This window comes from Chitinimonas sp. JJ19, from assembly GCF_036961565.1.
Taxonomy (GTDB): domain Bacteria; phylum Pseudomonadota; class Gammaproteobacteria; order Burkholderiales; family Chitinimonadaceae; genus Chitinimonas.
The window spans coordinates 66,745-90,960 of the sequence record NZ_JBAMDD010000018.1 but is presented as its reverse complement, the minus strand read 5'-3'; the positions used below and the strand labels follow the sequence as shown (position 1 = coordinate 90,960).

General features: G+C 62.8%; 21 protein-coding genes. 10 read left to right on the top strand and 11 right to left on the bottom strand.

What is annotated here, in order from left to right:
* Positions 1-79: 79 nt before the first annotated feature.
* From V7714_RS18360 to tssA, 10 genes are all read right to left on the bottom strand, one after another.
* Entirely contained in the window at positions 80-760 is a 681-nt protein-coding gene (locus tag V7714_RS18360; RefSeq protein ID WP_335711018.1) for a hypothetical protein, read from the bottom strand.
* Positions 761-768: 8 nt separating this feature from the next.
* Positions 769-1,101 (bottom strand): hypothetical protein, encoded by a 333-nt coding sequence (locus V7714_RS18355; protein WP_335711017.1) that lies wholly within the window; start codon positions 1,099-1,101, stop codon positions 769-771.
* A 2-nt stretch (positions 1,102-1,103) separates the two neighbouring features.
* The gene (locus V7714_RS18350; RefSeq protein WP_335711016.1) at positions 1,104-1,766 is read right to left on the bottom strand and encodes a hypothetical protein; all 663 of its coding nucleotides are present in this window, start codon (positions 1,764-1,766) and stop codon (positions 1,104-1,106) included.
* A gap of 2 nt (positions 1,767-1,768) precedes the next feature.
* Positions 1,769-2,575 (bottom strand): type VI secretion system accessory protein TagJ, encoded by an 807-nt coding sequence (locus V7714_RS18345; RefSeq protein ID WP_335711015.1) that lies wholly within the window; start codon positions 2,573-2,575, stop codon positions 1,769-1,771.
* Positions 2,576-2,731: 156 nt separating this feature from the next.
* Entirely contained in the window at positions 2,732-3,220 is a 489-nt protein-coding gene (locus V7714_RS18340) for an Hcp family type VI secretion system effector (RefSeq protein ID WP_335711014.1), read from the bottom strand.
* 100 nt (positions 3,221-3,320) lie between these two features.
* Positions 3,321-3,782 (bottom strand): hypothetical protein, encoded by a 462-nt coding sequence (locus V7714_RS18335; RefSeq protein ID WP_335711013.1) that lies wholly within the window; start codon positions 3,780-3,782, stop codon positions 3,321-3,323.
* Between the two features lie 13 nt (positions 3,783-3,795).
* Entirely contained in the window at positions 3,796-4,359 is a 564-nt protein-coding gene (locus tag V7714_RS18330; RefSeq protein WP_335711012.1) for a hypothetical protein, read from the bottom strand.
* Between the two features lie 372 nt (positions 4,360-4,731).
* Positions 4,732-6,231 carry a type VI secretion system contractile sheath large subunit gene (tssC, locus tag V7714_RS18325; protein ID WP_284198357.1) on the bottom strand — a complete coding sequence of 500 codons (1,500 nt, stop codon included), beginning with the start codon at positions 6,229-6,231 and terminating at the stop codon, positions 4,732-4,734.
* 18 nt (positions 6,232-6,249) lie between these two features.
* Positions 6,250-6,780 carry a type VI secretion system contractile sheath small subunit gene (tssB, locus tag V7714_RS18320; RefSeq protein WP_284198358.1) on the bottom strand — a complete coding sequence of 177 codons (531 nt, stop codon included), beginning with the start codon at positions 6,778-6,780 and terminating at the stop codon, positions 6,250-6,252.
* 58 nt (positions 6,781-6,838) lie between these two features.
* A complete protein-coding gene (gene tssA, locus V7714_RS18315; RefSeq protein WP_335711011.1) occupies positions 6,839-7,852 on the bottom strand; it encodes a type VI secretion system protein TssA in 1,014 nt (337 codons plus the stop codon).
* A gap of 323 nt (positions 7,853-8,175) precedes the next feature.
* Between tssA and tssJ the strand changes: the two genes are divergently transcribed.
* From tssJ to tssG, 9 genes are all read left to right on the top strand, one after another.
* Positions 8,176-8,784 carry a type VI secretion system lipoprotein TssJ gene (tssJ, locus tag V7714_RS18310; protein WP_284198360.1) on the top strand — a complete coding sequence of 203 codons (609 nt, stop codon included), beginning with the start codon at positions 8,176-8,178 and terminating at the stop codon, positions 8,782-8,784.
* Positions 8,785-8,821: 37 nt separating this feature from the next.
* Complete coding sequence (tssK, locus tag V7714_RS18305) at positions 8,822-10,144, top strand: type VI secretion system baseplate subunit TssK (protein ID WP_335711010.1); 1,323 nt, start codon at positions 8,822-8,824, stop codon at positions 10,142-10,144.
* A gap of 52 nt (positions 10,145-10,196) precedes the next feature.
* A complete protein-coding gene (locus tag V7714_RS18300) occupies positions 10,197-10,787 on the top strand; it encodes a Rap1a/Tai family immunity protein (RefSeq protein WP_335711009.1) in 591 nt (196 codons plus the stop codon).
* 49 nt (positions 10,788-10,836) lie between these two features.
* The gene (locus V7714_RS18295) at positions 10,837-12,099 is read left to right on the top strand and encodes a DotU family type VI secretion system protein (protein WP_335711008.1); all 1,263 of its coding nucleotides are present in this window, start codon (positions 10,837-10,839) and stop codon (positions 12,097-12,099) included.
* Between the two features lie 17 nt (positions 12,100-12,116).
* The gene (gene tssM, locus V7714_RS18290) at positions 12,117-15,731 is read left to right on the top strand and encodes a type VI secretion system membrane subunit TssM (protein WP_335711007.1); all 3,615 of its coding nucleotides are present in this window, start codon (positions 12,117-12,119) and stop codon (positions 15,729-15,731) included.
* 7 nt (positions 15,732-15,738) lie between these two features.
* Positions 15,739-16,491, top strand: a complete 753-nt coding sequence (tagF, locus tag V7714_RS18285) for a type VI secretion system-associated protein TagF (RefSeq protein WP_335711006.1) — start codon at positions 15,739-15,741, stop codon at positions 16,489-16,491.
* Between the two features lie 102 nt (positions 16,492-16,593).
* Positions 16,594-17,100 carry a type VI secretion system baseplate subunit TssE gene (tssE, locus tag V7714_RS18280; protein ID WP_335711005.1) on the top strand — a complete coding sequence of 169 codons (507 nt, stop codon included), beginning with the start codon at positions 16,594-16,596 and terminating at the stop codon, positions 17,098-17,100.
* 8 nt (positions 17,101-17,108) lie between these two features.
* Positions 17,109-18,980 carry a type VI secretion system baseplate subunit TssF gene (tssF, locus tag V7714_RS18275; protein WP_335711004.1) on the top strand — a complete coding sequence of 624 codons (1,872 nt, stop codon included), beginning with the start codon at positions 17,109-17,111 and terminating at the stop codon, positions 18,978-18,980.
* The gene (tssG, locus tag V7714_RS18270; RefSeq protein ID WP_335711003.1) at positions 18,977-19,951 is read left to right on the top strand and encodes a type VI secretion system baseplate subunit TssG; all 975 of its coding nucleotides are present in this window, start codon (positions 18,977-18,979) and stop codon (positions 19,949-19,951) included. Before tssF ends, tssG begins: the two co-directional genes overlap by 4 nt.
* 14 nt (positions 19,952-19,965) lie before the next feature.
* Here the strand turns inward: tssG and V7714_RS18265 are convergent, their stop codons facing one another.
* Complete coding sequence (locus tag V7714_RS18265) at positions 19,966-21,237, bottom strand: FHA domain-containing protein (RefSeq protein WP_335711002.1); 1,272 nt, start codon at positions 21,235-21,237, stop codon at positions 19,966-19,968.
* A gap of 157 nt (positions 21,238-21,394) precedes the next feature.
* Between V7714_RS18265 and tssH the strand changes: the two genes are divergently transcribed.
* On the top strand, positions 21,395-24,061 hold the full coding sequence (gene tssH / locus V7714_RS18260; RefSeq protein ID WP_335711001.1) for a type VI secretion system ATPase TssH: 2,667 nt from the start codon (positions 21,395-21,397) through the stop codon (positions 24,059-24,061).
* Positions 24,062-24,216 lie beyond the last annotated feature (155 nt).

Genomic DNA, 24,216 nt, shown 5'->3' with positions numbered 1-24,216 from the left:
CGGGCTATCCCTGGGGGTTCATGCTATGGGCCAGCGCTTACTGGCGGCACGGATGGAGTTGTCGGTTATGGCTGTATGTTTAATTAAACGGGTCTGTCAACGGACTGGCCCAAAAGACATAGGGGTTGTCCGGTGCTTCTGGTATCAATTGCCACGCGGCCAGTGCCAGGTTGCGCAACTGGCCACCATGGCGGGCCTTGGCTTGGGCCTGAAAGTATTCGCCGTCGGCGGTGATGACAATCAGATCCAGTTTGCCGTCACCGTCGAGATCACTGATGGCATGGCAGGAACCGAACAGCGAGAACGCGGCGAAGCTGTCCCGCCCCATGTCGTCTAGTACGACGATGTAGCGCCAGCGCTGCAAGCTGCCGGAGGCTCCCAGCAGGCTGGTGGCGCTTTCTATGCAGACGTGCTGCGCACCCAGCTGGTAGACATCAGCCGTGGCAAGATCGAGCTTGCTCAGATCGGCCTGGGGGCCGCCTACGCTAAGCCGGCTGATGGCGAGGGTGTGGCGGTTCAACTGATATTGGCCCTTGCTGCCGATGGCCAGCTTGCCCAGCGGGGTATCACGCGTCCAGGCTGCGTGCTTGCCGCTGGGTGGCGATAGCGGGCCGAGCAAGGTCAGCGGTGGTGGCTGGGTGTGCAGCTGGCTGTAGAAGCTGTCGTAGTCCTGAAACAGCCGGCCTTCGTCTGCCTGGCTTGGCAGCGCGATCAGGGTGAGCCACAGCAGGGCGAGCAGGGGTAGGGATGGTAGCGACATGGCGCGGCTCATCGGCTTGCCCTCTGTAGGCCCAGCCAGGCGCCACACAGGGCCAGCGGCGCCAGGGTTAGCAGGCCGCCTATCAGGTCGTGCGAGGCGCCGCGTGCGCCCATGGCCAGGTACCAGATGAGCATGAGCAGCAGCACATGCAGCGTTAGGTACGCCAGGCGATGCCGTTTGAGGGTGAAGATCAGCACGCCTATGCTCAGCAGCAGGGTGAGCACGGCGCCGACCAGCCAGAACATGACATCGATATTACCGCTGGCCATGGCCGGGGCGCACAGCAGCGCGGCTGCCAGCCAGGCTGGTGGGTGCAGGCGGGGGAGGGCGTGTAGCGTCATGGCTAGCCCAACCCGGTGCTGCAGCCATCGCAGCCAAAGATGAAGAGATTGCCGGCGGGCAGGCGCTTGGCGACAAACCACTCCCAGGCAGTCTTGGTGGCGAGGTAGAGCTGGCTATCGTCGCCTGGGTTGATCATTTCCTTGTGGACGTGGCCGACTTCTTCGCCAAAGGTTTCTTCGCCGGTCCAGAGTTGAAAGCCGCTGTGCGAAGGCGAGGTGGAATCCTGGATGGTATGCAGGGCCAGACCGAACTCGAACAAGGCGGTCTTGCGATCGGGGGCGTTCCAGGCCCGATGGTATTGCGCCCGCACAAAGCGATTGGCTTCGGCTTGGGCTTCATCGGTGGTTTGCCGGGGGCGCCGCATGGCGTGCCTGTGGGTGGAATCCAGCCCCTGGTACACCTTGGCGTCGGCGGCGACATGAGCATGGGCCAGTATGGCGCGTTCGTCCTGCGGCAGGTGCCGGCCTATGACCAGAAAGGTGACCCGCTGGTGGACATAGAAGCCCTTTTGCGAGGCCCAGGCCAGTTGCACATTGCCCTGCGGACCAGCGCGAACGCCCAGTGTGCCAGCCATGGCGGGCTGGATGCGTTGGGCGATACCCTGCTCCAGGGACACCATGCTGCTGCTGGTACCCTGGGGGCCGGGTGTGCGCTGGCCGGCCATGGTTATTCTGCCACCGGGTCGAAGCGGATTTGCCGTACGTCGAGCAGGGCGAATTCACCGGTGTCGCAGGTGAATTCGCGCTGGCCCAGGCCCACCCAGGTATCGGTATGCGGCTGCAGCCACTGGGTGGCGCGCGACATGGCCAGGGCGCCGCCCATGGCGGGGGTGCCGGGGTAGCGTACGGGTATCAGCGCTGGGGTTTGCTGGCCGCCTGCCAGTTCCAGTTCGGCTTTTACCCACACCAGATCGACCAGCGATTCTGGCGCTTGCACGGTGATGCTGTTCAGTTTGTCGAAGGGTATCCAGCGGTACTGGCCATTGACATGGGCTTCCAGTACCGGGCCCAGGCGGCTGTCGGCATCGGCCAGCCAGCTGAAAGGTTGTTCGTTGATCTGGCCTGCACAGGTCGGCGCATCGGCCAGGGCCTGCTGGCGCAGTATGGCGGCGGCGGCGTGTTGGGCGGCGGCATCGCGCTGCTGGGCCTCGATCAGTTGGGCCAGCCAGGGGGCGGGTTCGCCGATAACGATGGGGGTAGCCTTGCCGGCGAAGACATCGGCACGGTTGCGCTCGGCAATCAGCACCTGCCGATACAGCTGGGCGAAGGTGGCGTAGTCATCGTAAAGCTTGGCCAGGGTATCGAGTTGCGTCTGCGCCCGGGTCCAGTCGCCCAGCACGGCCAGCAATTGAAACAGGAAAACGCGCGGCTCCGGCTTGGCCGGAGAGGTGCGTACCTCTGCCTGCAGGGCTTCCAGTGCTTCTGACGGGCGATTCTCCCGGATCAGGGTTTCGGCATTGCTCGATAAACTCATTGCTAATCTCATTTGCGGAGGGGAACGGCAATGGCCGGCGACAGGGCCGACCATTGCCTTGGGCCTTGCGGCCCAGCTACTTCGATCTGTCTGGCACCCTGGCCGCAAGACGCACTCCCTGGGGAGACGCTCTTGGCTCAGATGCCTGACAGGGACTTACACCTTCTTGTTAGCCTTGATGTCCCACTCGGACACCACAGCACCGCCCTTGGCGCTACCATCAGCACCTTGTGGCTGGTACTCGACCTTGACCTTGGAGAAGGACAGGCCAACCGCTTCCATCACGGCCTGACCACCGCCGTTGCTGCCCGAAGGGCTCACCGAGCTGACCAGCACGTCGGTCATGGTGATCTTCAGGTAGTCGAGGGGCTTTTCACCGGCCTTGCGGGCGGTCAGCACAGCCTTGGGGATGTGCTTGCCGGACATACAGGTCTGGATCAGGATGGGGCTGGCCTTGTCCAGGAAGTGGACGAAGGACAGGTCGTCAACCGACACCTTGCCTTGGCCGCCGCCGGTACCGGCATGCATGCTGGAGGCTTGCGACATGCCCCAGTTGAAGGAAATCAGTTCGATTTCGTTGGCATGCTTGTCGTCAGCCGATTCGCCTTCGATGCCGTCGATTTTCAGGAACATATCAATTGCCATTTACTGCTTCTCCTTGCTTAGAATTTGCGCTCGGGGCGCAGAACGTCTCCCCGGTACGATGCTGCTGTACCAGTGGGATACTGGATGGGGTACTGCCTTTTCAACCTGCGTTACAAATTGCGGTGTTCCACGCGTAGTAGCGAATCTGGTCGCGATCACGGTTGTTCCACACTTCTCCTACCGAACGCGTGCCGGCGCTCTGTGCACCGCCGATGCTGCCGCCCCAGCAACGTGGGTATTTGTTGCGATACACGGGGCCTTGCACGATGACGACTACGTGTCCATTGGATTTGACGGGTTGGTGCTCACCCGCCTTGAGACAGGCCAGAACGAGGTAGCCTTGACCGGCACGGGTAAGGGCTTCGGCTGGGCTGGCAAGCTTTGTCCAGTTACGATCCAGGTAGTCGGCAATGCCATCAGCCTGGGTATTGGGCAGATGTATGCCCAGCTCGGCTGCGACAGCCTTGACGAAACCAGAGCAGTTGTTCTTGTTGAGCACGCCAGCAGTAAAGGATTGCTCCCAGACTGCGCGGCATGCGTCGACGATGCATTTATCAGCCATGTTTCTCTCTTGCTTATTGTGGTGATGTACTTTTGCTGACGGTGATCAGCGGCACTTTGCGCTTGGTCTTGCAACTGGCAAGGCTGTCAGCGCTGCATGCTTTACCCGTAACCAGCTGGGTGCCTTCCACCTGCCAGCGCAGCCCACTGACATCAATGGTCTTGATCGTCTTGCAATCACTGGTCCGGTAGATAACCAAGCTGTCGTTGGAGCCGCTGTACTCATGCGCCAGCAGATGCTGTTCGCCCGCGTCCAGAAAGACCGACTTCCTTACCCAAATGCCGCCTTCTTCGATCTTGCATTGCTTGCCATCCTTGCGTTGCTTGATCACCAGGGGCGGCTCGGGAAAGACATCGACCTCGCCAGCCTGGCCTTCGTGGGTAAACAGCACTTCCAGATGCCTACCATGACCGACGTATTGATCGGCTGCGGAGCCTTGCACTATAGGCAGGGGGGTGAAGCCAGCCGTTGGGCATGCCGACGCAGCTGCGAAAACCAAAGCGAGACCCGCATACCTTAGTACTTGTAGCGGACGTATAAAGGTAAATAATGACATTGTCATTTCACTTGTGCGCATTGCGACCGTCCAGAAGGCTGGCGCAAGGCAATGTTAGGTTGCGGCCATGCAATGCCGGATTGCTTTATCGGCCAGCAGGACAATTGCCCTGCCTGCCCATCTATCGGAAGCATCACGCCTACGCGCGGGTCTACCCTGCTGGCAGGGGCTGGGAACAGCCGTACCGCACCAGGGACGGTCGGGTATAGGCGAAGGGCTGCCTTGGCAAGCGCCATCCGATTTCCTCCTGCACCTCAATACGGATGCATTATCATTTAATGATATTGTCATTATTGCTGTGCGCAATCTGACTGTTTTTATTGCATGTGCTGCTGTTGCCGCGAGAGCCTGGCAAGCGGCCGGCTAGGCCTGCCACTTGCCAGCGTGTGGGTACTAGCCGCCGCCTTCCTTGGCCGATGGCAGCTTGGACACCAGGCGCAACGACACGGTCAGGCCTTCCAGCTGGTAATGCGGGCGCAGGAAGAACTTGGCGGCGTAGTAGCCTGGGTTGTCTGCGATTTCTTCCAGATGGACTTCGGCCGCAGCCAGGGGCTTTTCAGCCTTGACCGATTCGGACGAGTTGGAAGGATCGCCATCGACGTAGTGCAGTATCCATTCGTTGAGCCAGCGCTGCATTTCGTCGCGGCTGGTGAACGAACCGATCTTGTCGCGCACGATGCACTTGAGGTAGTGGGCAAAGCGGCAGACGGCAAACAGGTAGGGCAGGCGGGCAGCCAGTTGGGCGTTGGCGCTGGCATCGGCGTCCATGTACTCGGTCGGCTTTTGCAGCGACTGTGCGCCGATAAAGGCGGCCAGATCCGAGTTCTTCCGATGCAGCAGCGGCATGAAGCCGTTCTTGGCCAGCTCGGCCTCGCGCCGGTCCGAAATGGCGATTTCAGTCGGGCATTTCAGGTCCACGCCACCGTCGTCGGTGGGGAAGGTATGGCAGGGCAGGTTCTCTACCGCGCCACCCGATTCCACGCCGCGTATACGAGTACACCAGCCGTACTGCTTGAACGAACGGTTGATGTTGACGGCCATGGCATAGGCGGAGTTGGCCCAACCAAAGCGCTCGTGGGCGGCGCCTGCGGTGTCTTCCTCGAAGTCGAACTCGTCCACCGGGTTGGTGTTGACACCGTAGGGCAGGCGGGCAAGGAAGCGCGGCATGGCCAGGCCTAGATAACGGGCGTCTTCCGATTCGCGCAGCGAGCGCCAGGCGGCGTATTCCGGGGTCTGGAAAATCTTGGTCAGATCACGCGGGTTGGCCAGTTCCTGCCACGATTCCATCTGCATCACCGAGGGGGCGGCACCGGTGATGAAGGGGCAGTGCGAAGCGGCGGCAGTGCGCGAGATTTCACGCAGCAGCTCGACATCGACGGGGCTGTGGTCGAAGAAGTAGTCACCCACCATGCAGCCAAACGGCTCACCGCCGAACTGGCCGTATTCTTCTTCGTAAACGCGCTTGAAGAAGGGGCTCTGATCCCAGTTGGTGCCCTTGAAGCGGCGCAGGGTGCGATGCAGATCGGTCTTGGCGACGTTGAACACCTTGACCTTGAGCATCTCGTCGGTCTCGGTGTTGGTGATGAGGTAATGCAGGCCGCGCCAGGCCGATTCCAGTTGCTGGAAGTCGGCGTGGTGGATGATCAGGTTGAGCTGTTCGGACAGCTTGCGATCCAGCTGGCCGATGATGGCTTCGATGGACTTGAAGGCGTCGTCGCTGATCAGGTTGGTGTCGCTCAGTACCTGCTTGGCCAGGGTGTGGACGGCCTGCTCCACGGCGCTGCGGGCTTCGTCGGTCTTGGGGCGAAACTCTTTTTGCAGCAGTTGGTAGAAATCATTCTGCTCTTCGTGCTGCGGGCCGGATTTGGCGAAATCCTGTAATTCGGTGGTCATGCAATCATGCTCCCTGGCTTATTCGGCAACAGTGGCGGCCGTATCGGCGGCTTCGGCCTTGGGGCTGCTGGACAGGCTGGCCAGCAGGGCCGGGTCTTGCAGCAACTTGGCGATCAGCGACTCGGCGCCGGTCTTGCCGTCCATATAGGTCAGCAGGTTGGCCAGTTGCTGGCGGGCTTCCAGCAGCTTGCGCAGTGGTTCGATCTGACGGGCAATGGCGGCCGGCGAGAAGTCGTCCATGCTCTCGAAGCTGACGTCAATGCTGAGGTTGCCTTCGCCGGTAAGGGCGTTGGGTACGCTGAAAACGGCGCGGGGGCGGAGCGACTTCATGCGCGAGTCGAAATTGTCGACATCGATCTCCATGAACTTGCGGTCGGCCAAGGAGCCTTGATCCACTTCGGACTTGCCGGAGAGGTCGGACAGCACGCCCATCACGAAGGGCAACTGCACCTTCTTTTCGGCGCCGTAGACTTCAACGTCGTATTCGATCTGTACGCGCGGTGCGCGGTTACGGGCAATGAATTTTTGTCCGCTATCACTTTTAGCCATGAGGGGTCCTTGCTAGCTGAGGTGGGTAGAGATTTGCGTTTCGGCCTGCAATGACCGTTTAGCGGTTAAGCCCGGCAACCATCTCGATCTGGCCCAGACCTTCAGGGGCTAGCTCGCGCATGATTTCCAGGAAATCCATTGTCATCAGCTTTTGGCCGCGCCGCAATAGCAGCGGAGCCGGGTGGCCGGGCTCATGACGTTCAAAGTAACTGCATGCCAACTCTACCAGCCGTGCGGCTTCCTGGCGGCTGTTGACTGATTGGGGCCATTGTCCGGCGGGTGCGTGGCTGACAGGCGCACCTTCGGCGGGCTGCATGGCGCCTTCTGCTGTGGCTTCGGCTGCTGGTGCCACATCGCCGGTCACGGCCTTGAGCGGTAGCTGCAAGGCTTGCAGCAGGCGGCGCAGGGGCTGGAAGTCCAGGCCGTGGTAGGGGGCGTTGTCGTCCAGCTGGCTGGTGATAACGGCGAGCGAGGCGAGAACCTGCGTCAGCAGATCGGCCATCGCCTGCGCCTGCGCCGGGTCGGCCTGCACCAGGCGCATCAGGTCGGCTTCCTGCAGGCCGCCTTCGCGCTCGGCCCGGCCGCTCAGGGTGATTTCGGCGTCGCGCACCAAGCAACTGCTGAGGCCGCGCACTTCCAGGTAAACCGATTGGCGTACGTCAGCCTGCAGGCACTCGGCGCTGGCCAGTACCGACAGGGCGTTGACGCGCATGGTGGCGTCGCCGTCTTCCAGTTCGGGGTGCAGGTCTGGCCAGTACTGGGCCAGTAGATCGGCTACCAGCGACAGACCCTGTGCCAGGCCTGGCAGGCCGCTGTTGCGGGTGGCGGCGCGGACCAGGAAGCCGGCGATGCGCAAATCCTTGCTGCGGGCCAGCATCTCCTGGGCTTGCCGGGCGACGGCCAGCCAGTCGGGCGCCACGGCGGCAATGATGGTGTCGCCGAACTGTTGTTCAGGCGTGCCGCCTGCCATGGCTTCCAGGGCGAGGAATTCTGCGCTGTATTCGAGGTTGTCGCCGCAGGGCTGCGCATCAGCTACCGGCGCAAGCAGGGCTGCGAGATCGATGTGTGACATTCTGATTTCCTCCTTGCGGAGTTTTGGCCGCAAAGGCATGGTTCTTGTGGGTGGCGATGCTATTGGAATTTACTATCGAACTCAAATGGCATTTTTCACCATCAATCGATAACGATTCTCTAATCTAATCATTGTGTTGACTTACTTTTGATGTTTATGTCATTTTGCCACCCAACTTCCGGTTATGCGGCGAACCTATGTATCATTGAAAACTGATCCTGATCGCCAGGTTTTTGCTGTTTTGTATTCCATGCCCGGGCACGGCAGGTCTGCCTAGGGTACAGGCACCTGCCCGTTTGAGGCTGGGCCTTAGGGGGAAATTGATGAAATCTATTACTTTGCATGCGCGTCTGTGGGCGGCGCTGGGCTTGGCTTTGTTGCTTTCGGCCTGTGCCAGCAAGCCTATCGCCATGGATGGCCTGCTCTACGCGGCACCCAAGGTCAATCCTGATGCCAGCGGCCGTTCCTCGCCGGTGGTGGTCAAGCTGTTCCATCTCAAATCGTTGGCCACCTTCCAGGCGGCCGACTTCTTCAGCCTGTACGAGCGGCCAGCAGAGGCTTTGGGTAGCGAGCTGGTGGCGGTCGAGGAGATCGCCCTGGTGCCTGGCATGCAACAGCGGCTGGAGCGCCCCATTGCCCCCGAGGCACGTTACCTGGCGCTGATTGCGGCCTTCCGTGATATCGAAAATTCACAATGGCGTGGCACGCTGGATGTCAGCCAGGGCGACAAGGTCTTGCCATTGATCGTGGAGGTCAGCGACAGGCAGGTGACCTTGCGCAAGGCCGATGGCAGCGGCGAGTTGACCAAGCTGGAAGCCAAGCTCAAGGAAAAGGGTGAGGAGGCGGTCAAATCGGCTGCCGATGATGCCGCTCAGGCGGCCAAGGACAAGGCGAAGCAGTCCTTGATGAAGCGCCTCAAGCGTACTCCCTGAATAGTGTAAGTCGCTGTCTTAGAAACGGATTTTGATCTTGAAGCACAATCGCGTGATGTGGAGCGAGGGGTTGTTTCTGCAACCCCAGCATTTCCAGCAACAGGAGCGCCATGTTGAGCGTCTGGTGGCCGCCACCACGATGCAGGACTGGTATTGGGGGTTCCGCCAGCTACGCCTGGACGAATCGCAGCTGGCCTTGGGCAAGCTGGCGCTAAGCCGCGCCAATGGGCGCTTCCGTGATGGTTCACCGCTCGATTGCGGCGGCGAGGATGCCTTGCCACCGGCGCTGGAGATACCGGCGGATGCGCGCAACGAGCGGGTCTACCTGGCCATGCCGTTGGCCAGCGACAGCCACCCCAGCCATGAGCTGGACCCGGCACAGGCGGCCATGGCCCGTTATGTGGCGCAGGTGGCCGAGGTGGAAGACAACACCGCCTTGGGCAAGCCGGTTGAGCTGTTGCTGGGCCGTCTCAACAGCCGCCTTGTGATGGAAAGAGATCTGGTTGGTAATATTACCGGCCTGGCGGTTGCCCGGGTTCAAGAGCGTCTTCCGAGTGGCGAAGTGAAGCTGGACGAGCAGTTCCTGCCCCCCTTGCTGGCCTGCCAGGCTCACCCGAGGGTTGAGGGTTATCCACGCGAAATCCTGGGTCTGCTGCGCCAGCGCGCCGGCGCCATGGCAGCCCGTATTGCGGCACCTGGCCGTGGTAGCGTGGCCGAGGTGGCGGAATACCTGCTGCTGCAGACCTTGAACCGCTATGCGCCCTGCCTGGCCCAGCAGGTAGCCATGCCGGCAGGTCATCCGGCAGATTTCCATCAACTGGGCCTGCTGATGGCGGGCGACCTGGCTATCTTTGCCCGGGAAGATCGCTTGCCTGCGACTTTCCCGGCCTATGATCCGGACAATCTGGATACTACGCTGACGCCGCTGATGGATGAGTTGCGCCGGGCGCTGGCCATGGTGATGGATCAAAGCGCGGTCGCCATCGAACTGCAGGATCGCAAGTACGGCGTGCGGGTGGCGATCACCCCCGATTCGGCGCTGTACCGGGAAGCCACCTTTGTGCTGGCGGCCCGTGGCCAGATGCCCACCGAGGTGCTGCGGCAGCGTTTGCCCAGCCAGATCAAGATCGGCCCTATCGACAAGATACGCGACCTGGTCAACCTGCAACTGCCAGGTATTGGCTTGCACTCCTTGCCGGTGGCGCCACGGCAGGTGCCTTACCACGCGGGCTATCACTATTTCGAATTGGATCGTAACCACGAACTCTGGGGTCAGCTTGAGCCCTCCGGGGGCGTGGCCCTGCACCTGGCCGGTGAGTTCCCCGGCCTTGAACTGGCGCTGTGGGCCATACGCCAGTAGCCGATTAGCACGACCCGGACGGAAAGCCGACTGGTCTCCCATAGGTGATGAGATGAACCGAATGATATTGCGCACTGCAGCGGGCCTGGTACTGGCATGGCTGGCCTTGCCCCTGAGTGCCGCCCCTGCGACCACTCCGGCAGCCACCACGCCGCCGGCTGCGCCGGCCAGCAAGACTGCGAAGCCGGCCAAGGCCGTCGAGGCAAAGAAGGCTGACGTGAACAAAGTGGATGCGAAGAAGCTGGATGCAAAGAAGGCAGACAAGGCTGAGGCCAAGAAAGCCGAAGCCAAGAGCAAGCCCGGCTCGACTGCTTACAACCGCTATGCGCCTATAGGCACCTTCCGGGTTTCGGTGGCACGCCTGCTGGACTTTGCGGACGGCAATGGCATGACGCCGCCGCCGGATGGCCCCTCGACCACGACCATACGCCTGGCCAAGGATCAGGCGGATATCTATCTGTCTGGCGTGCTCGATAGTGGCGAAGGTGTGAACTGGTGTACTGGCCGCCCCGGTGTGGCAACCGCCGAAGTGCATGCCGAGATCGTGCGTTCGCTACGCCGTATCAAGCAGCGTGACAGCAGCGCCGCTGCCGCCGTTGGCAATGTTGCCAAGGAACGCTTCCCCTGCAAGCGCACTACCTGATGCTTTGCCCTTGCGCTGACGCAAGGGTTACAACCTGGTGAAGAACCCCATGGACGCCGATTTCAATCTACTCAAGCCCACCCCCGGTGGGCAAACGCCGTCTCAGCCCGCCAGCGGGCCGTTGACAGGCTTTCACGACGACTTTGACGATGTGCAGAGCGAGCCGGTCTATTCCGGCCTCAATCCGCTGGTTGCTTGCGCCAACCCTTTGCTTTACCTGGCCGGGCAGCTGCGCAAGACGGCGCATCACCCCAACCCTGCAGGCCTGCGTGAGTACCTGGTGGAACGGGTGCGTGCGTTTGAAGATGCCGCTCGTGCTGCCGGCTTGCGCCATGAGCAGGTGATTGCCGGCCGCTATGTGCTGTGTACCCTGCTGGACGAAGTCGCCGCCGATACCCCCTGGGGTGGCATGGGCGTATGGGCCAAGCACAGCCTGCTGGTGACTTTTCACAACGAGACCTGGGGCGGCGAGAAGTTCTACCAACTGCTGGCCAAGCTGGGTGAGAACCCGGTAGGCAACCGCGACCTGCTGGAACTGATGTACCTGTGTCTGTGCATCGGCTTTGAAGGCCGTTACCGGGTCGTGGAAGGTGGCGCTGCGCAGTTGGATCTGCTGCGTCGCCGTCTGGTTGAAATGCTGCGGCAGCAGCGCCCAGCGGCTGAGCGTGATTTGTCCGCTAGTTGGCAGGGCGAGGTGGCGGTCAACAAGTCCACCCGGTTTGTCATCCCCCTGTGGGTGGCCGCCTCGACGGCGGGCTTGGTGCTGGCCCTGCTGTATATGGGCCTGTCGCTCAGCCTCAACCGGAATTCCGACCCAGTGTTTGGCGATATCCAGAGCCTGCGTGCCCGGGTGGCCAACCAGTTGCTGGATAAGCCGGCAGCGGCGCCACGACTGGCAGCCTTCCTGCAGAAGGAAATCAACGAAGGCCTGGTGTCGGTGGCAGACCACGAGAACCGCTCGGTGGTGACCATACGCGGTGATGGCCTGTTCGAGTCGGGTAGTGCCGATGTCACCCAGGCCTATCTGCCGGTGCTGGCCCGCATTGCGGCCGAGCTGCAGAAGGTCAAGGGCCAGGTGCTGGTCAGCGGCCACACCGACAACCAACCGGTACGCTCCATGCAGTACCCGTCCAACTGGCATCTGTCCCGCGCCCGGGCAGAGGCAGTGCGTGACCTGCTGGCAGATACCCTGCCGGCCGACCGCCTGATGGTTGACGGTCGCTCCGACAGCGAACCTGTCGCCGCCAATGATTCGGCGGCCAATCGCGCGCGCAACCGCCGCGTTGAAATCACCTTGTTCGTCAGTAAATAAGTCTGGCCACCCTCATCATGAAAAAACTGTTTGGCTTGTTGTTCAATCGTTGGGTGCTGGCGGCGCTGGGCTTTATCTGTCTGGCCTTGCTGATCTGGTTTGTCGGTCCCCTGATCGCCATTGCCGAGTGGCGCCCGCTGGCCCCCGTATGGGTTCGCCTGGGCCTGCTGGGCTTGTTCCTGTTGGTATTCCTGATACGCCATGCCTGGTCATGGTGGCGCAAGCGCCAAGCCAACAAGGCGCTGGAGTCGGGCCTGCTGGTGCAGACCAAGTCGGACGATGCGCAGGAGAACCAGGAAAACCAGGTGCTGCAACAGCGCTTCTCGGAAGCCCTGGGCGTGCTGCGCAAGGCCCGCACGGCCGAGGGTTCGGCGCGCGGTGTGCGCAAGTGGATGTCGCGGTTTGATAACGAGGCCTACCTCTACCAATTGCCCTGGTATGTGATTGTTGGTGCGCCAGGTACGGGCAAGACGACTGCGTTGCTGAATTCCGGCCTGCGCTTTCCGTTGGCCGACCACCTGCCCGGCGAAAGCGTCCGTGGCGTGGGCGGTACCCGTAATTGCTCCTGGTTGTTTACCGACCGCGCTGTGCTGCTCGATACCGCTGGCCGCTACAGTACCCAGTCCAGTGACAAGATGGCCGATAGCAAGGAATGGGGCAGCTTCCTGCGCCTGCTGGCGCGCCACCGGCCTCGCCAGCCCATCAATGGCGTGATGCTGACCATCAGCGCCACCGAGCTGCTGCAGAACACCAGCTTTGAGATCGAACTGCAGGCAGCGGCATTGCGTAACCGTATCAATGAGTTGCGCGATGGTCTGCAGATCAATTTCCCCATCTATGTGATGGTGACCAAGATCGACCTGCTCGCCGGCTTTGGCGAGTACTTCGAGGACATGACGGCCGACGAGCGCCAGCAGGTCTGGGGTTTGACCCTGCCACTGCAGGAAGGCCAGGCCTCCGTGCCGCAGGACAAGGTCGCTGCCGAGTTCGACAAGCTGGCAGACCGACTGCAGGGCAGGCTGGTGGAGCGGCTGGAGCGTGAGCGCGATGCCCAGCGCCGCACCCAGCTGTGCCACTTCCCACAGCGCTTTGGCATTTTGCGCCAGCCCTTGCTGGAGTTCCTCGGCCTGGTGTTCTCGCCTACGCCGTACCAGGCCTCGGCCATGCTGCGCGGTGTGTATTTCACCAGTGGCACCCAGGAAGGCCAGCCGCTGGACCCCTTGCTGAGCCAGTTCCCCCGCGCCCAGCTGGAGCGCAACGGTGGCGGCGGTGGCGCGTCGTCGATGAGCAATGCTGGCGGCAAGGGATTCTTTATCTCGCGCCTGCTGAACGAACTGATTTTTGCCGAATCGCACCTTGCCGGTACCAACCGCCGCTGGCGCCGCCGCCGTGCCCTGCTGACCGGTGGTGGTTATGCCGGTCTGGCCGTGGCCACCAGCTTGGCATTGGCAGCCTGGGGCACCAGCTATGTGCGTAACCAGGGCTATATCGGTGAAGTGACCCAACAAGTACCGCAGGTGCGTGCCCAGGTCGAGCAACTGGTGGTGGGGCAAGACGGCAAGCTGGCCGATCTGGTGCCGGTGCTGCGAGCCGTGCGCGATGTGGCCGAAACCCCGCTGGTGAAGCGCGACGATGTGCCGATGTCCTTGCGGGTGGGCCTGTATCAGGGCGACAAGCTCGATGCGGCCGCCAACAATGCCTATGAGCGCTTGCTGCAGGATGCCCTGTTGCCGCGCGTGGTCTACCGGCTGGAAGAAGTGCTGCGGCAGAGCCAGCACGATGGCGATCTGCTGTATGAAGCCCTCAAGGCCTATGTGATGTTGCAGGACAGCCGCCATTTCGACACCGAAGCCTTCAAGGCCTGGGTGATGGTGGACTGGGAGGCCAATCTGGCACGCGAAGTGACGTCGGCCCAGCGTGATGAGCTGGAAGGCCATCTGGACGCTCTGCTGGCCCATGGCATGCCGACCAGCCCGGTGGCGTTGGACGAGAAGCTGGTGGCGGAAGCGCGCGAGATATTGCTGCGCAAGAGCTTGCCGGAACGCGTCTACGGTCGCATCAAGCGTATGGGGGTGGGCAATGTGGCGGCCGACTTCAAGGTTTCTGAAGTCGCTGGCCCGTCTGCCATGCTGGTGTTCCAGCGTACCAGCGGCCTGCCCTTGAACAAGGGTGTGCCAGGGCTGTTTACCGTCCGTGGCTACTACCAGGGTTTCCTCAAGACCGTGGAGCCGGTGGCGCACAGCATGGCCCAGGAAGAGCGTTGGGTGCTGGGCACCCAGCAGGGCGACGCCGAGGGCAAGCCCTTGCCGGCAGCCGAGCTGGCCAAGGTAAGTGCTGCCGTCAAGCGCATCTATCTGGAAGAGTACGCCAATACCTGGGAGCAGTTCACCAAGGACATCCGCCTGGTTCAGTTCGGCAACCTGTCGCAAAGCGTGCAGGCTGCCCGCGTGCTGTCGGCCAGCGATTCCCCGCTGCTGTCCCTGCTGCGCGGCATCGTGCGCGAAACCTCGCTGGCGCAGTACGCCGAGACCGAGAAGAACGCGGTGGACAAGGCGTCTGACAGCCTCAAGGAAAAGAAGGACGGCTTGCTCAAGCTTATTGGAGGTCAGGGTGAGGTCGTACCTGGCCAACAGGCTGGCTACCGCATAGAACGTTTGGTGGATGATCGCTTTGAGGGCTTGCGCCGCTTGGTACAGCCCAGTGCCCCGAACGCGCCGGCACCGATAGATGGCTCGCTGTCGCTGCTCAACGAGTTCTATACCTTCCTGACAGCTACCCAGACTGCCGTGCAGGGCGGGGTGGCGGCGCCGCAGAGCGATCTGCCCACTCGCTTGAAGGCAGAGGCCGCACGTATGCCTGAGCCCATGCACAGCGTGCTCGATACCTTGTCTACCACGGGTGTGACGCAGGCGCTGGGGGTAACCCGGCAGAACCTGTCGGCCAATCTGGGGGCTTCGGTGGGCGAGTTCTGCAGCCGTGCCGTGGTGGGGCGCTACCCTTTCAACCGTGGCGCCAGCGCCGAAGTGCGGCAGGAGGACTTTGGTCGCCTGTTTGCTGCCGGCGGGGTGCTGGACAGCTTCTTCCAGCAGAACCTGGCCCAGTATGTCGATATCAGCCGTCGGCCGTGGACCTTCCGCCAGGTGGGCGAGGGCAGCATGGGTGATGCATCCGGTGCGCTGATACAGTTCCAGCGTGCTGCCACCATCCGCGACGTGTTCTTCCAGGGCGGCAGCCGCCTGCCTGCACTCCGGCTGGATTTCAAGCCAGTGGAGATGGATGCGACCGTGATACAGGCCATCCTGGATATCGATGGCCAGTTGATACGTTACAACCATGGTCCGCAGATACCGGTGACGGTGAACTGGCCAGGCCCGCGTGGTGGTCACCAGGTTCGTCTGCAGTTTACCGGGCCTGGCGGCGCCGAGATCGGTGGCATGAGTTTCGAGGGCGGTTGGGCACTGTTCCGCGCACTCGACAAGGCGCAGATTTCGCCTTCTGGCCAGCCTGAGCGCTTCCGCGTCAGTTTTGACATCAACGGTCGCAAGGTGCAGTACGAGGTGACCTCGTCCAGCGTGCAGAACCCTTTCCGCATGGCGGAACTGGCTCAGTTCTCCTGCCCGGCCAGACTGTGAGGCCGAGATGAGCCAGGATCTCCCCATCGCCGGTTGGTACGGCAAGATGCCTTCGTTGTCGGACTTCGCATCGCGCCGGCTGGACAGCACGTTTATCGACGCCTGGGATAGCTGGCTGCGGACTTCGCTGCTGGCCAGCCGCGAAAAGCTGGGCCAAGCCTGGCTGGAGCGCTATCTCAACGCCAGGGTCTGGCGCTTTCTGCTGGCGCCAGGCGTGTGCGGCCAGCCTGCCTATGCCGGGGTGATGATGCCCAGCGTGGACGCCGTGGGCCGCTATTACCCCCTGACTGTCTGTGCGCCACTGTCTTCCGCTTGGGCAGCCCGCCTGGCGCGGGCCGAAGGCCAGTGCTGGTTCGACCAGATAGAGGCCATTGCGCTGGCGGCACTGTCGCGTAATTTAAGCCCCGAACAGCTGGATGAGGCGCTGGCGCGCGTGCCCATGCCGCGCGCCCAGAACGAGGATGCCCAGCTGGACAACGCCGTGCTGCAACTGGCTGATGCCTGGCGCCTGCAGGGTGGCCAGGCCAGCCAGAGCCTGCTGAGCGGCGGCCGCTCGCTCAATGATGTATTTGGCAGCCTGGGCCGGCAGACGGTGACCCGTCTGTGTGAAGGCAAATCCTTGTGGTGGGTGGGCAGCCGTGAGCAGGACGCCCTGCGCCTGGTGCGCTTCGACAATATGCCGCCGCCCTATGCCTATGCCCAGTTCCTGGCGGGTGCGGCAGCAGAGGCAACGGCGGGTGTACGCAGTGAAGCGCGTTGAACCTGGCGCAGCTTTGCGCCATGAGCACGGGCTTAGGTGCGGCTATGGCATGCCACTGCTGCACCGGTCTGGCTGCGCCGTATTTGCCTGCCTGGGGGGTTGATGGAACAGACCGCCAAGGCACCACTGGGCCATAAACTCTATCCCTCATTGCTGGACAGGCTGACGGACAACGCGCCAGACGTGAAGGAAGAGCCGCCCGAACACCGGGTGCTGCGCGCTGCCCAGCTAAGGGCTGGCGTGCTGCGTGATCTGGTGTGGCTGCTCAATACCGTGCGGCCCGATGACGATGCGTTGGCGGCGGTGGCACAGGTGCGGCAGTCTGTGCTGAATTACGGCCTGCCAGCACTATCTGGTCAATCTCTGGCCAATCTGCAGGCACGCGATATGGAGCGTGCCATCCACGATGCCATAGTCTGCTTTGAGCCACGCATCGATGCGGCCACCCTCAGCGTTACCCTGTTGCGCAGTGCCGGCATGACGCACCACCAGCATGTGGGTTTTGAAATCCGTGGCCAATTGTGGTCACACCCTTACCCGGTCGAACTGCTGCTCAAAACCCAGCTGGATGTTGAGTGCGGCGAGTTCAGGCTGGATGACGAGCGCTAGACGCAGCCATGATAGATCCCCGTTTTCTTGAACTGTATAACCAGGAACTGCGCCATGTGCGCGAGATGGGGGGCGAGTTTGCCCAGGCTTTTCCCAAGATAGCCGGCCGCCTGGGTATGGGCGGGGTGGCGGTGGAAGACCCCTATGTGGAGCGCCTGCTGGAAGGCTTTGCCTTCCTGGCCGCACGGGTACAGCTCAAGCAGGAAGCCGCCTACCCGGCCTTCACCAGCCATCTGCTGGATATGGTGTATCCGCATTACGGCATGCCGGTACCGGCCATGGCCATCGCCCGCTTCCGTCCATCCTCCACCACCGGCAGCATGACCCAGGGCTACGAAGTGCCACGGGGCGCCCGCCTGCGCGGCCGTATGCCGGCCGGTGAGCAGACTGCCTGTGAGTTCAGTACGGCGCAGGCGATCAAGCTGTGGCCTATCGATATCGTCTCGGCCCGCTACCAGACCCATGTAGCAGACCTGCCCATAGCCAGCCGCCTGCCCACAGGCTTGCCCAAGGGTTTATTGCGTATCAAGCTCAAGGCCCGCAATGGCCTGGGCTTTGACAAGCTTAATATCGATGACCTGCCCATCTATCTGTCGGCAGCTGACGATGTGGCCAGCCGTCTGGCTGAATTGATACTGGGCGCTGCCCAGGCTGTGGCGATCTACGATCCCGCTCGGCCTGCTGGCGGCACCGTGCTGCCGACCAGTGTGATTGCACCAGTGGGTTTCGAGCCGGAAGAGGCCTTGCTGCCTTACCAGAATCGCTCATTCGACGGCTACCGCCTGCTGCATGAATACTTTGCCTTTCCCCAGCGCTATTTGTTCTTCCGCCTCAAAGGCCTGGAGCAGGCCATACGTACCGTCAAGGGCGATACGCTGGAGATCGTCATCCCGCTGAGCCGGGGCGATGATGCCCTGGCGTCACTGGTGGATGAGCAGTGCTTTGCCCTGTTCTGCGCGCCCGTCATCAATCTCTTCACCAAGCGCTTGGACCGGGTGCATGTGGACCCGCTGCAGAGCGAATACCACGCCGTGGTCGATCGTCGGCGGCCGCAGGATTTCGAGATCATGCGGGTGGAGGCGCTGGAGGGGTATGGCCCCGATCAGCAAGAAGAAACACGTTTCCTGCCGTTCTACGCCACCTATGACCAGCATAGGCCCCATGCCCGAGCCTTCTTTACCAGCCGGCGCGAGCCCAGGCTATTGTCGCTGGAGCAGCGGCGCACCGGTGGGCGCGCGTCCTACCTGGGTAGCGAATTGTTTGTCCGGCTGGTCGATGGCGATCGTGCGCCGTTCTCGGAGCGCATCGTTCAACTGGGGGGCGAGGTGCTGGCCAGTAATCGCGACCTGCCTTTGCTGATGCCTATCGGGGGCGACAGCGACTTTACCCTGCTCGATTCCGCACCGGTCGATGCCATACAGTGCCTGCGCGGCCCCAGCCGCCCTATCCCGGCCGTGGTGGGGGGGGAGGTGGCCTGGCGACTGGTCAACCACCTGTCGCTAAACCATCTGGTCATGACGGACCTGGATGGCGAAGCTGCCGCCCGTGCCTTGCGTGACATGCTGCTGCTGTACGCCGAGCGTGGCGATGTGGCGCATCACCGGCATGTGGAGAGCGTAGAGCGCATGTCGGCGGCGGCGGTAACCCGTCGCCTGCCTGGGCCTGGGCCGCTGGTGTTTGGCCGTGGCGTGGAGATCAAGCTGACTATCAACGAGACAGTGTTCGGTGGCGCCAGCCCCTTTGTGCTGGGCATGGTGCTGGAACGCTTCCTGGCCCGCCAGGCCACGCTCAACAGCTTTACCGAGATGGTGCTGGTGTCGACCAGCAGGGGTGAGCTCAAGCGCTGGCCTGCCCGTGCAGGGGTAAAGGCCTTGCTATGAGTTTTTGGCGCAAGGTGGCGGAACGCCCCCAGGGCGTGCGCCTGTTCGAATTGCTGCGCAAGATAGACGCAGAACAGGTACAGCGTCCCCGGCAGGGTACCTCCACTCGGCCGCAGGAAGACGGCGTGCGCCTGGGGCAGGCACCCTCACTGGGGTTTGCCCCGGTCGAGCTGGACAGCGTGGATGCCGACGGCGCGGTGCCGCAGGTCAAGGTGCGCTCGCTGGGCCTGTTTGGCCCCAACGGCGCCTTGCCCCTGCATATGACCGAGTACGTTTGGGACCGGCTGCATAATCACCGTGATCCGACCTGGGCCAATTTCGCCGATATCTTCCACCACCGCATGCTGGGGCTGTTCTACCGTGCCTGGGCCGAGGCAGAGCCTGCGGTGGCATACGACAGGCCGGCGCAGGACAGCTATGCCGACTACCTGGGGGCGCTGTGTGGCTACGGTGCAGATAGCCTGCGCCAGCGCGATTCGGTGGCTGACGAGGCCAAGCTGCATTTTGCCGGCCTGCTGTCGCGCAGCAATCGGGATGCCGACAGCCTGTCGCGCATCCTGGCAGATTATTTTCAGGTGCCCGTCAACATCCAGCCCTTCACCCGGCACTGGTTGACGCTGCCCGTCTCGCAGCGCAGCCAGCTGGGCAGGGCAGGGGGGCTGGGCCAAGGTGTGGTGCTGGGCAGTCGGGTGCCAGATAGGCAATCCTGCTTCACCATCACCCTGGGGCCTATGCCCTATGCCGAGTATGTCCGCTTCCTGCCCGGCAGCGCAGCGCTCAAGCGCCTGCATGACTGGATTGCCAACTACGTGGGCCTGAGCCTGCAATGGCAGTTGCGGCTGCTGGTGGACCCGGCCACCGTCCCGGTGCCTAGATTGACCGGCCAGGTACAACTGGGGCGCGATGTCTGGCTGGGCCGGCCTGTGGCCGACCAGCCGGCAGAAGGATGGCGTCAGCCATGCACAGCCTGACGCCTATCCTTGCATCAGGGTTTGTCCAGCCCGAACAGCGCATCCAGGGAATCAGCGGCTGGCGCAGCAGCTGGCGCAGCAGCGGGTGCCGCTGGCGGGATGGTTGGCGCAACTGGCGGGCTGGCCTCCACGGCCTTTTCCGCTTCTACCGGGCTGGCAGCCGGCTCAATGGGCAAGGCATCCGGCACGATGGGCGCGGGCAAGGAGATGGTGTCGTCCATGGGTATGGTCGGGCTGGCCGCGCTGCCATGCAATCGCACACTGCTGTGTATGCCGGGTGTATGGTCTGCCTGGGTCAGGCTGGGTGCGGTGGTGTTGCCCAGGTCGAGGAAGGCATCGCTGGGCGGATTGTAGCGATCAAAGATGCCGCCCGGCGCCAAGGGGTCGGCGCTGCTGCCGGCTTGCAGGCCGAACAGCAGATCCAGGCTGTCAGCCGTGCTGGCTACCGGCGTGAGCGAAGAGGCCGGCGTACCCACGCCCAGCATGCTGCCCAGGCTGCCGCCCCGGTCATTCAGCGCAGCTGTATTGGGCGCGATGACTGGCGTGGTGTTGGTGTTCAGCCCATCCAGGCCAGTGTAACTGTGGCTGGGGGGCGGGACGGGCTGGCTGCTGCGCTGGCTGGGCGGGGTCAGATCGCCAAAGTCGAATGGATCGATGCTGCTGCTGGGCTTGCTGGCTGGCATTACAGCGGTCGGCGCGACATAAGCCGGCGCGGGCGCAGGGCTGGCGATGGGCTTGCGGGCATGCAGATCGCCAAAATCGAAGGGATCGACGCTACTGCCTACCGCAGCCGCAGGGTTGGCGGGCGGGGTGGCCGGTACGGGTGCGGGTTCGACCATGGCCTTGTGCACCGCTGGGCCAGCAGGCTGCAGAGTGCCGAAATCGAACGGATCCACGGTGGTGCTGGCAGGGCTGGCCATCACGATGGGCGCTGCGGCGGTGGTAGCCGGCGCGATGGCGACCGCTGGCACTGCGGTTGTCGCGGGGCGGCTGGCATGCAGGTCAACCGCCAGCTCCATGCCGCTGATGCGCACGCTGTCGCCATGGCTCAAGTTGGCTCGGCTACCGTAGCCCAAGGGTTTGCCGTTATGAAACACCGGCAGCAGGTCACCCAGGTCTTTCAGTACCCAGTTGTCCTGCAGTTTCTCGATGGCCAGATGCACCTGGGAGATATTGCTATCGCCACTCAGTACCAGGTGGTTGGCCGGTGCACGGCCGACAGTGCCGCCATCTTCGTCGAAGTAGGCATCGGCACCGGGCGGGGTCAGCAAGGTCAGTTTCAGCATGGCGTTACGTCTAGTCACGGTAGTCGAAGGATTACGCTGCCTATTCTACGCTTTCCATTTGTCATTTCCCGCAGACGTTCGCAATTGGCCACACAGTTTGTGCCTGGCGCTACGCCTGCTTCATATTCATTCTTACATTAATCACGGCAGGTAGATCATGTCCGAAATCAGTCGCGCCGCCCTCTTCGGCAAACTCGATTCCACTCTATACAAGGCCCTGGAAGGCGCCACCGTACTGGCCAAGCTGCGCGGCCATGGCGAAGTCGGCCTGCTGCACTGGCTGAACCAGCTTCTGCTGGCGCAGGATGGCGACCTGCATCATATCGCCCGCCATTTCGGGCTCGATGCCTCGCGCCTGGCGGCGGACCTGACTGCTGCGCTGGACCGCCTGCCGTGCCCTGGCACGGCGGTGGATCTGTCCAGCGATCTGGAACTGGTGACCGAACGCGCCTGGGTCTATGCCACCCTCAAGTACCGCGAGAGCCGTGTCCGTGGCGGCACCCTGCTGCTGGCAGTGTTGCGTACGCCCGCCTTGCGTGACCGCTTGTTCAACCTGTGCGGTGAGTTCCGCCGCATCGGTGACGACAAGCTGGCCGACGCCCTGCCGCAGATCGTGAAGAGCTCGCCCGAACATGCGGAGCAGAGCGCCGATGGCATCTCGGTAGCTGCGCCGGGCGAGGCCAGCGGTGCCATTGCCCCGGCAGCCATGGGCAAGCAGGAAGCATTGCGCCGCTTTGCCGTCGATATGACCGAGCGCGCACGCAATGGCGAACTGGACCCCGTACACGGGCGCGACGCCGAGATCCGCCAGATGGTTGATATCCTGATGCGCCGCCGTCAGAACAACCCGCTGCTGACCGGCGAGGCAGGGGTGGGCAAGACCGCCGTGGTGGAAGGCTTGGCCCTGCGTATCGCCCAGGGCGATGTGCCGCCGTCTTTGCAGGATGTGAGCCTGCTGTCGCTGGATATCGGCATGATGCAGGCCGGGGCCAGCATGAAGGGCGAGTTCGAGAACCGCCTCAAGCAGGTGATAGAGGAAGTCCGCAGCTCGCCGCGCCCCATCATCCTGTTTATCGATGAAGCCCATACCCTGATAGGCGCCGGTGGCGCTGCCGGTACCGGCGACGCCGCCAACCTGCTCAAGCCCGCGCTGGCACGTGGCGAGCTGCGCACGGTGGCCGCCACCACCTGGAGCGAATACAAGCGCCATATCGAGAAAGACCCGGCCCTGACGCGCCGCTTCCAGGTTGTGCAGGTCAACGAGCCCGACGAAGACGCCGCCTTGGTGATGATGCGTGGCGTGGTCGGCCAGCTGGAATCGCACCACCAGGTGCAGGTGCTGGACGAGGCCGTCGAGGCCGCCGTGCGCTTGTCGCACCGCTATATTCCTGCTCGCCAGCTGCCGGATAAATCGGTCAGCTTGCTCGACACGGCCTGCGCCCGCGTTGCCGTCAGCCAGCATGCCACTCCGGCTGCGGTGGAAGATTGCCTGCGCCAGCGCCAGGCGCTGGAAACCGAACAGGCCATACTGCAGCGCGAGTCTGCCATCGGGCTGGATCGTGAAGGCCGTCTGGCCACACTGGCCGAGCAATTGCGCGTGCTGGAAGACGAACACGCCGTGCTGACCGCACGCTGGGAAGTGGAACGCGGCCTGGCGCAACAGGTGCTGGCCTTGCGTGAGGCACTGCGCCAGGGCGAGGCGCTGGATGAATCCGGCCGCAAGGACAAGCTGGCCGAACTGGCCAAGTTGCAGGATGAGCTGGCCGAGCTGCAGGGCGAAGCCCCACTGATACTGCCCTGCGTGGACGAGCAGGCCGTGGCGGCCGTGGTGGCCGACTGGACCGGCATCCCGGTGGGCCGTATGGTACGTGACGAAGTCGACGCCGTGCTGCGGCTGGCGCAGACGCTGGAGCGCCGCGTGGTGGGCCAGGCCCATGCGCTGGAAACCATTGCCCGCCGTATCCAGGTATCGCGCGCACGGCTGGACGATCCCTCCAAGCCCATAGGCGTGTTCATGCTGGTCGGCCCGTCTGGCGTCGGCAAGACCGAGACCGCCCTGGCGCTGGCCGAAACCCTGTACGGCGGCGAGCAGAACCTGATTTCCATCAATATGAGCGAATTCCAGGAAGCCCATACGGTGTCCACGCTCAAGGGCGCGCCTCCCGGCTATGTGGGCTATGGCGAAGGTGGTGTACTGACCGAGGCCGTGCGCCGTCGCCCCTACAGCGTGGTGCTGCTGGACGAGATCGAGAAGGCCCACCCCGATGTGCATGAGATATTCTTCCAGGTATTCGACAAGGGCTGGATGGAGGATGGCGAAGGACGCTATATCGACTTCCGCAATACAGTGATCCTGCTGACCTCCAACGTGGGTAGCGATCTCAGCATGCAGCTGTGCCAGGACCCGGAGCTGCTGCCGGATGCCGAGGCACTGTCGCAGGCATTGCGCCCGGCGCTGCTGCAAACCTTCCCGGCCGCGCTGGTGGGCCGCATGTCGGTGGTGCCTTACTACCCGCTGTCCGATCGCGTCATCCTGGACCTGATCGGCATGCGGCTGGATCGCATTGCCCGTCGCCTGCAGGACAACCACGGCATACGCCTCGACTACGACGAGACCGTGGTGCAGCAGGTTGCCGATCGCTGCCGCGAAGTGGAGTCGGGTGGCCGCATGATCGACGCCATCCTGGCGCGCTCGGTGCTGCCACGTATCAGCCAGGAGATACTGCAGCAGCTGGGCAAGCTGCCAGCACTGCAGGCCGTGCAACTGGGCGTGGACAATGGCGACTTTACCTTTGGCCTGCAGCACGAAGCCGTAGCGGAGTAAGCCAGCCAGCTAGCGGGCGCACGTAAAGCGCCCGCTGCTGGTCATGGCATGACGTAGCTGGGCAACGGGGCATGGCAAGGCGGCGAAAGCTGTCGGGTCATGCCCCGTTTCTCATCGACAAGTATTTGAAATGCCGGGTTTTCTTTCCTTTTTTC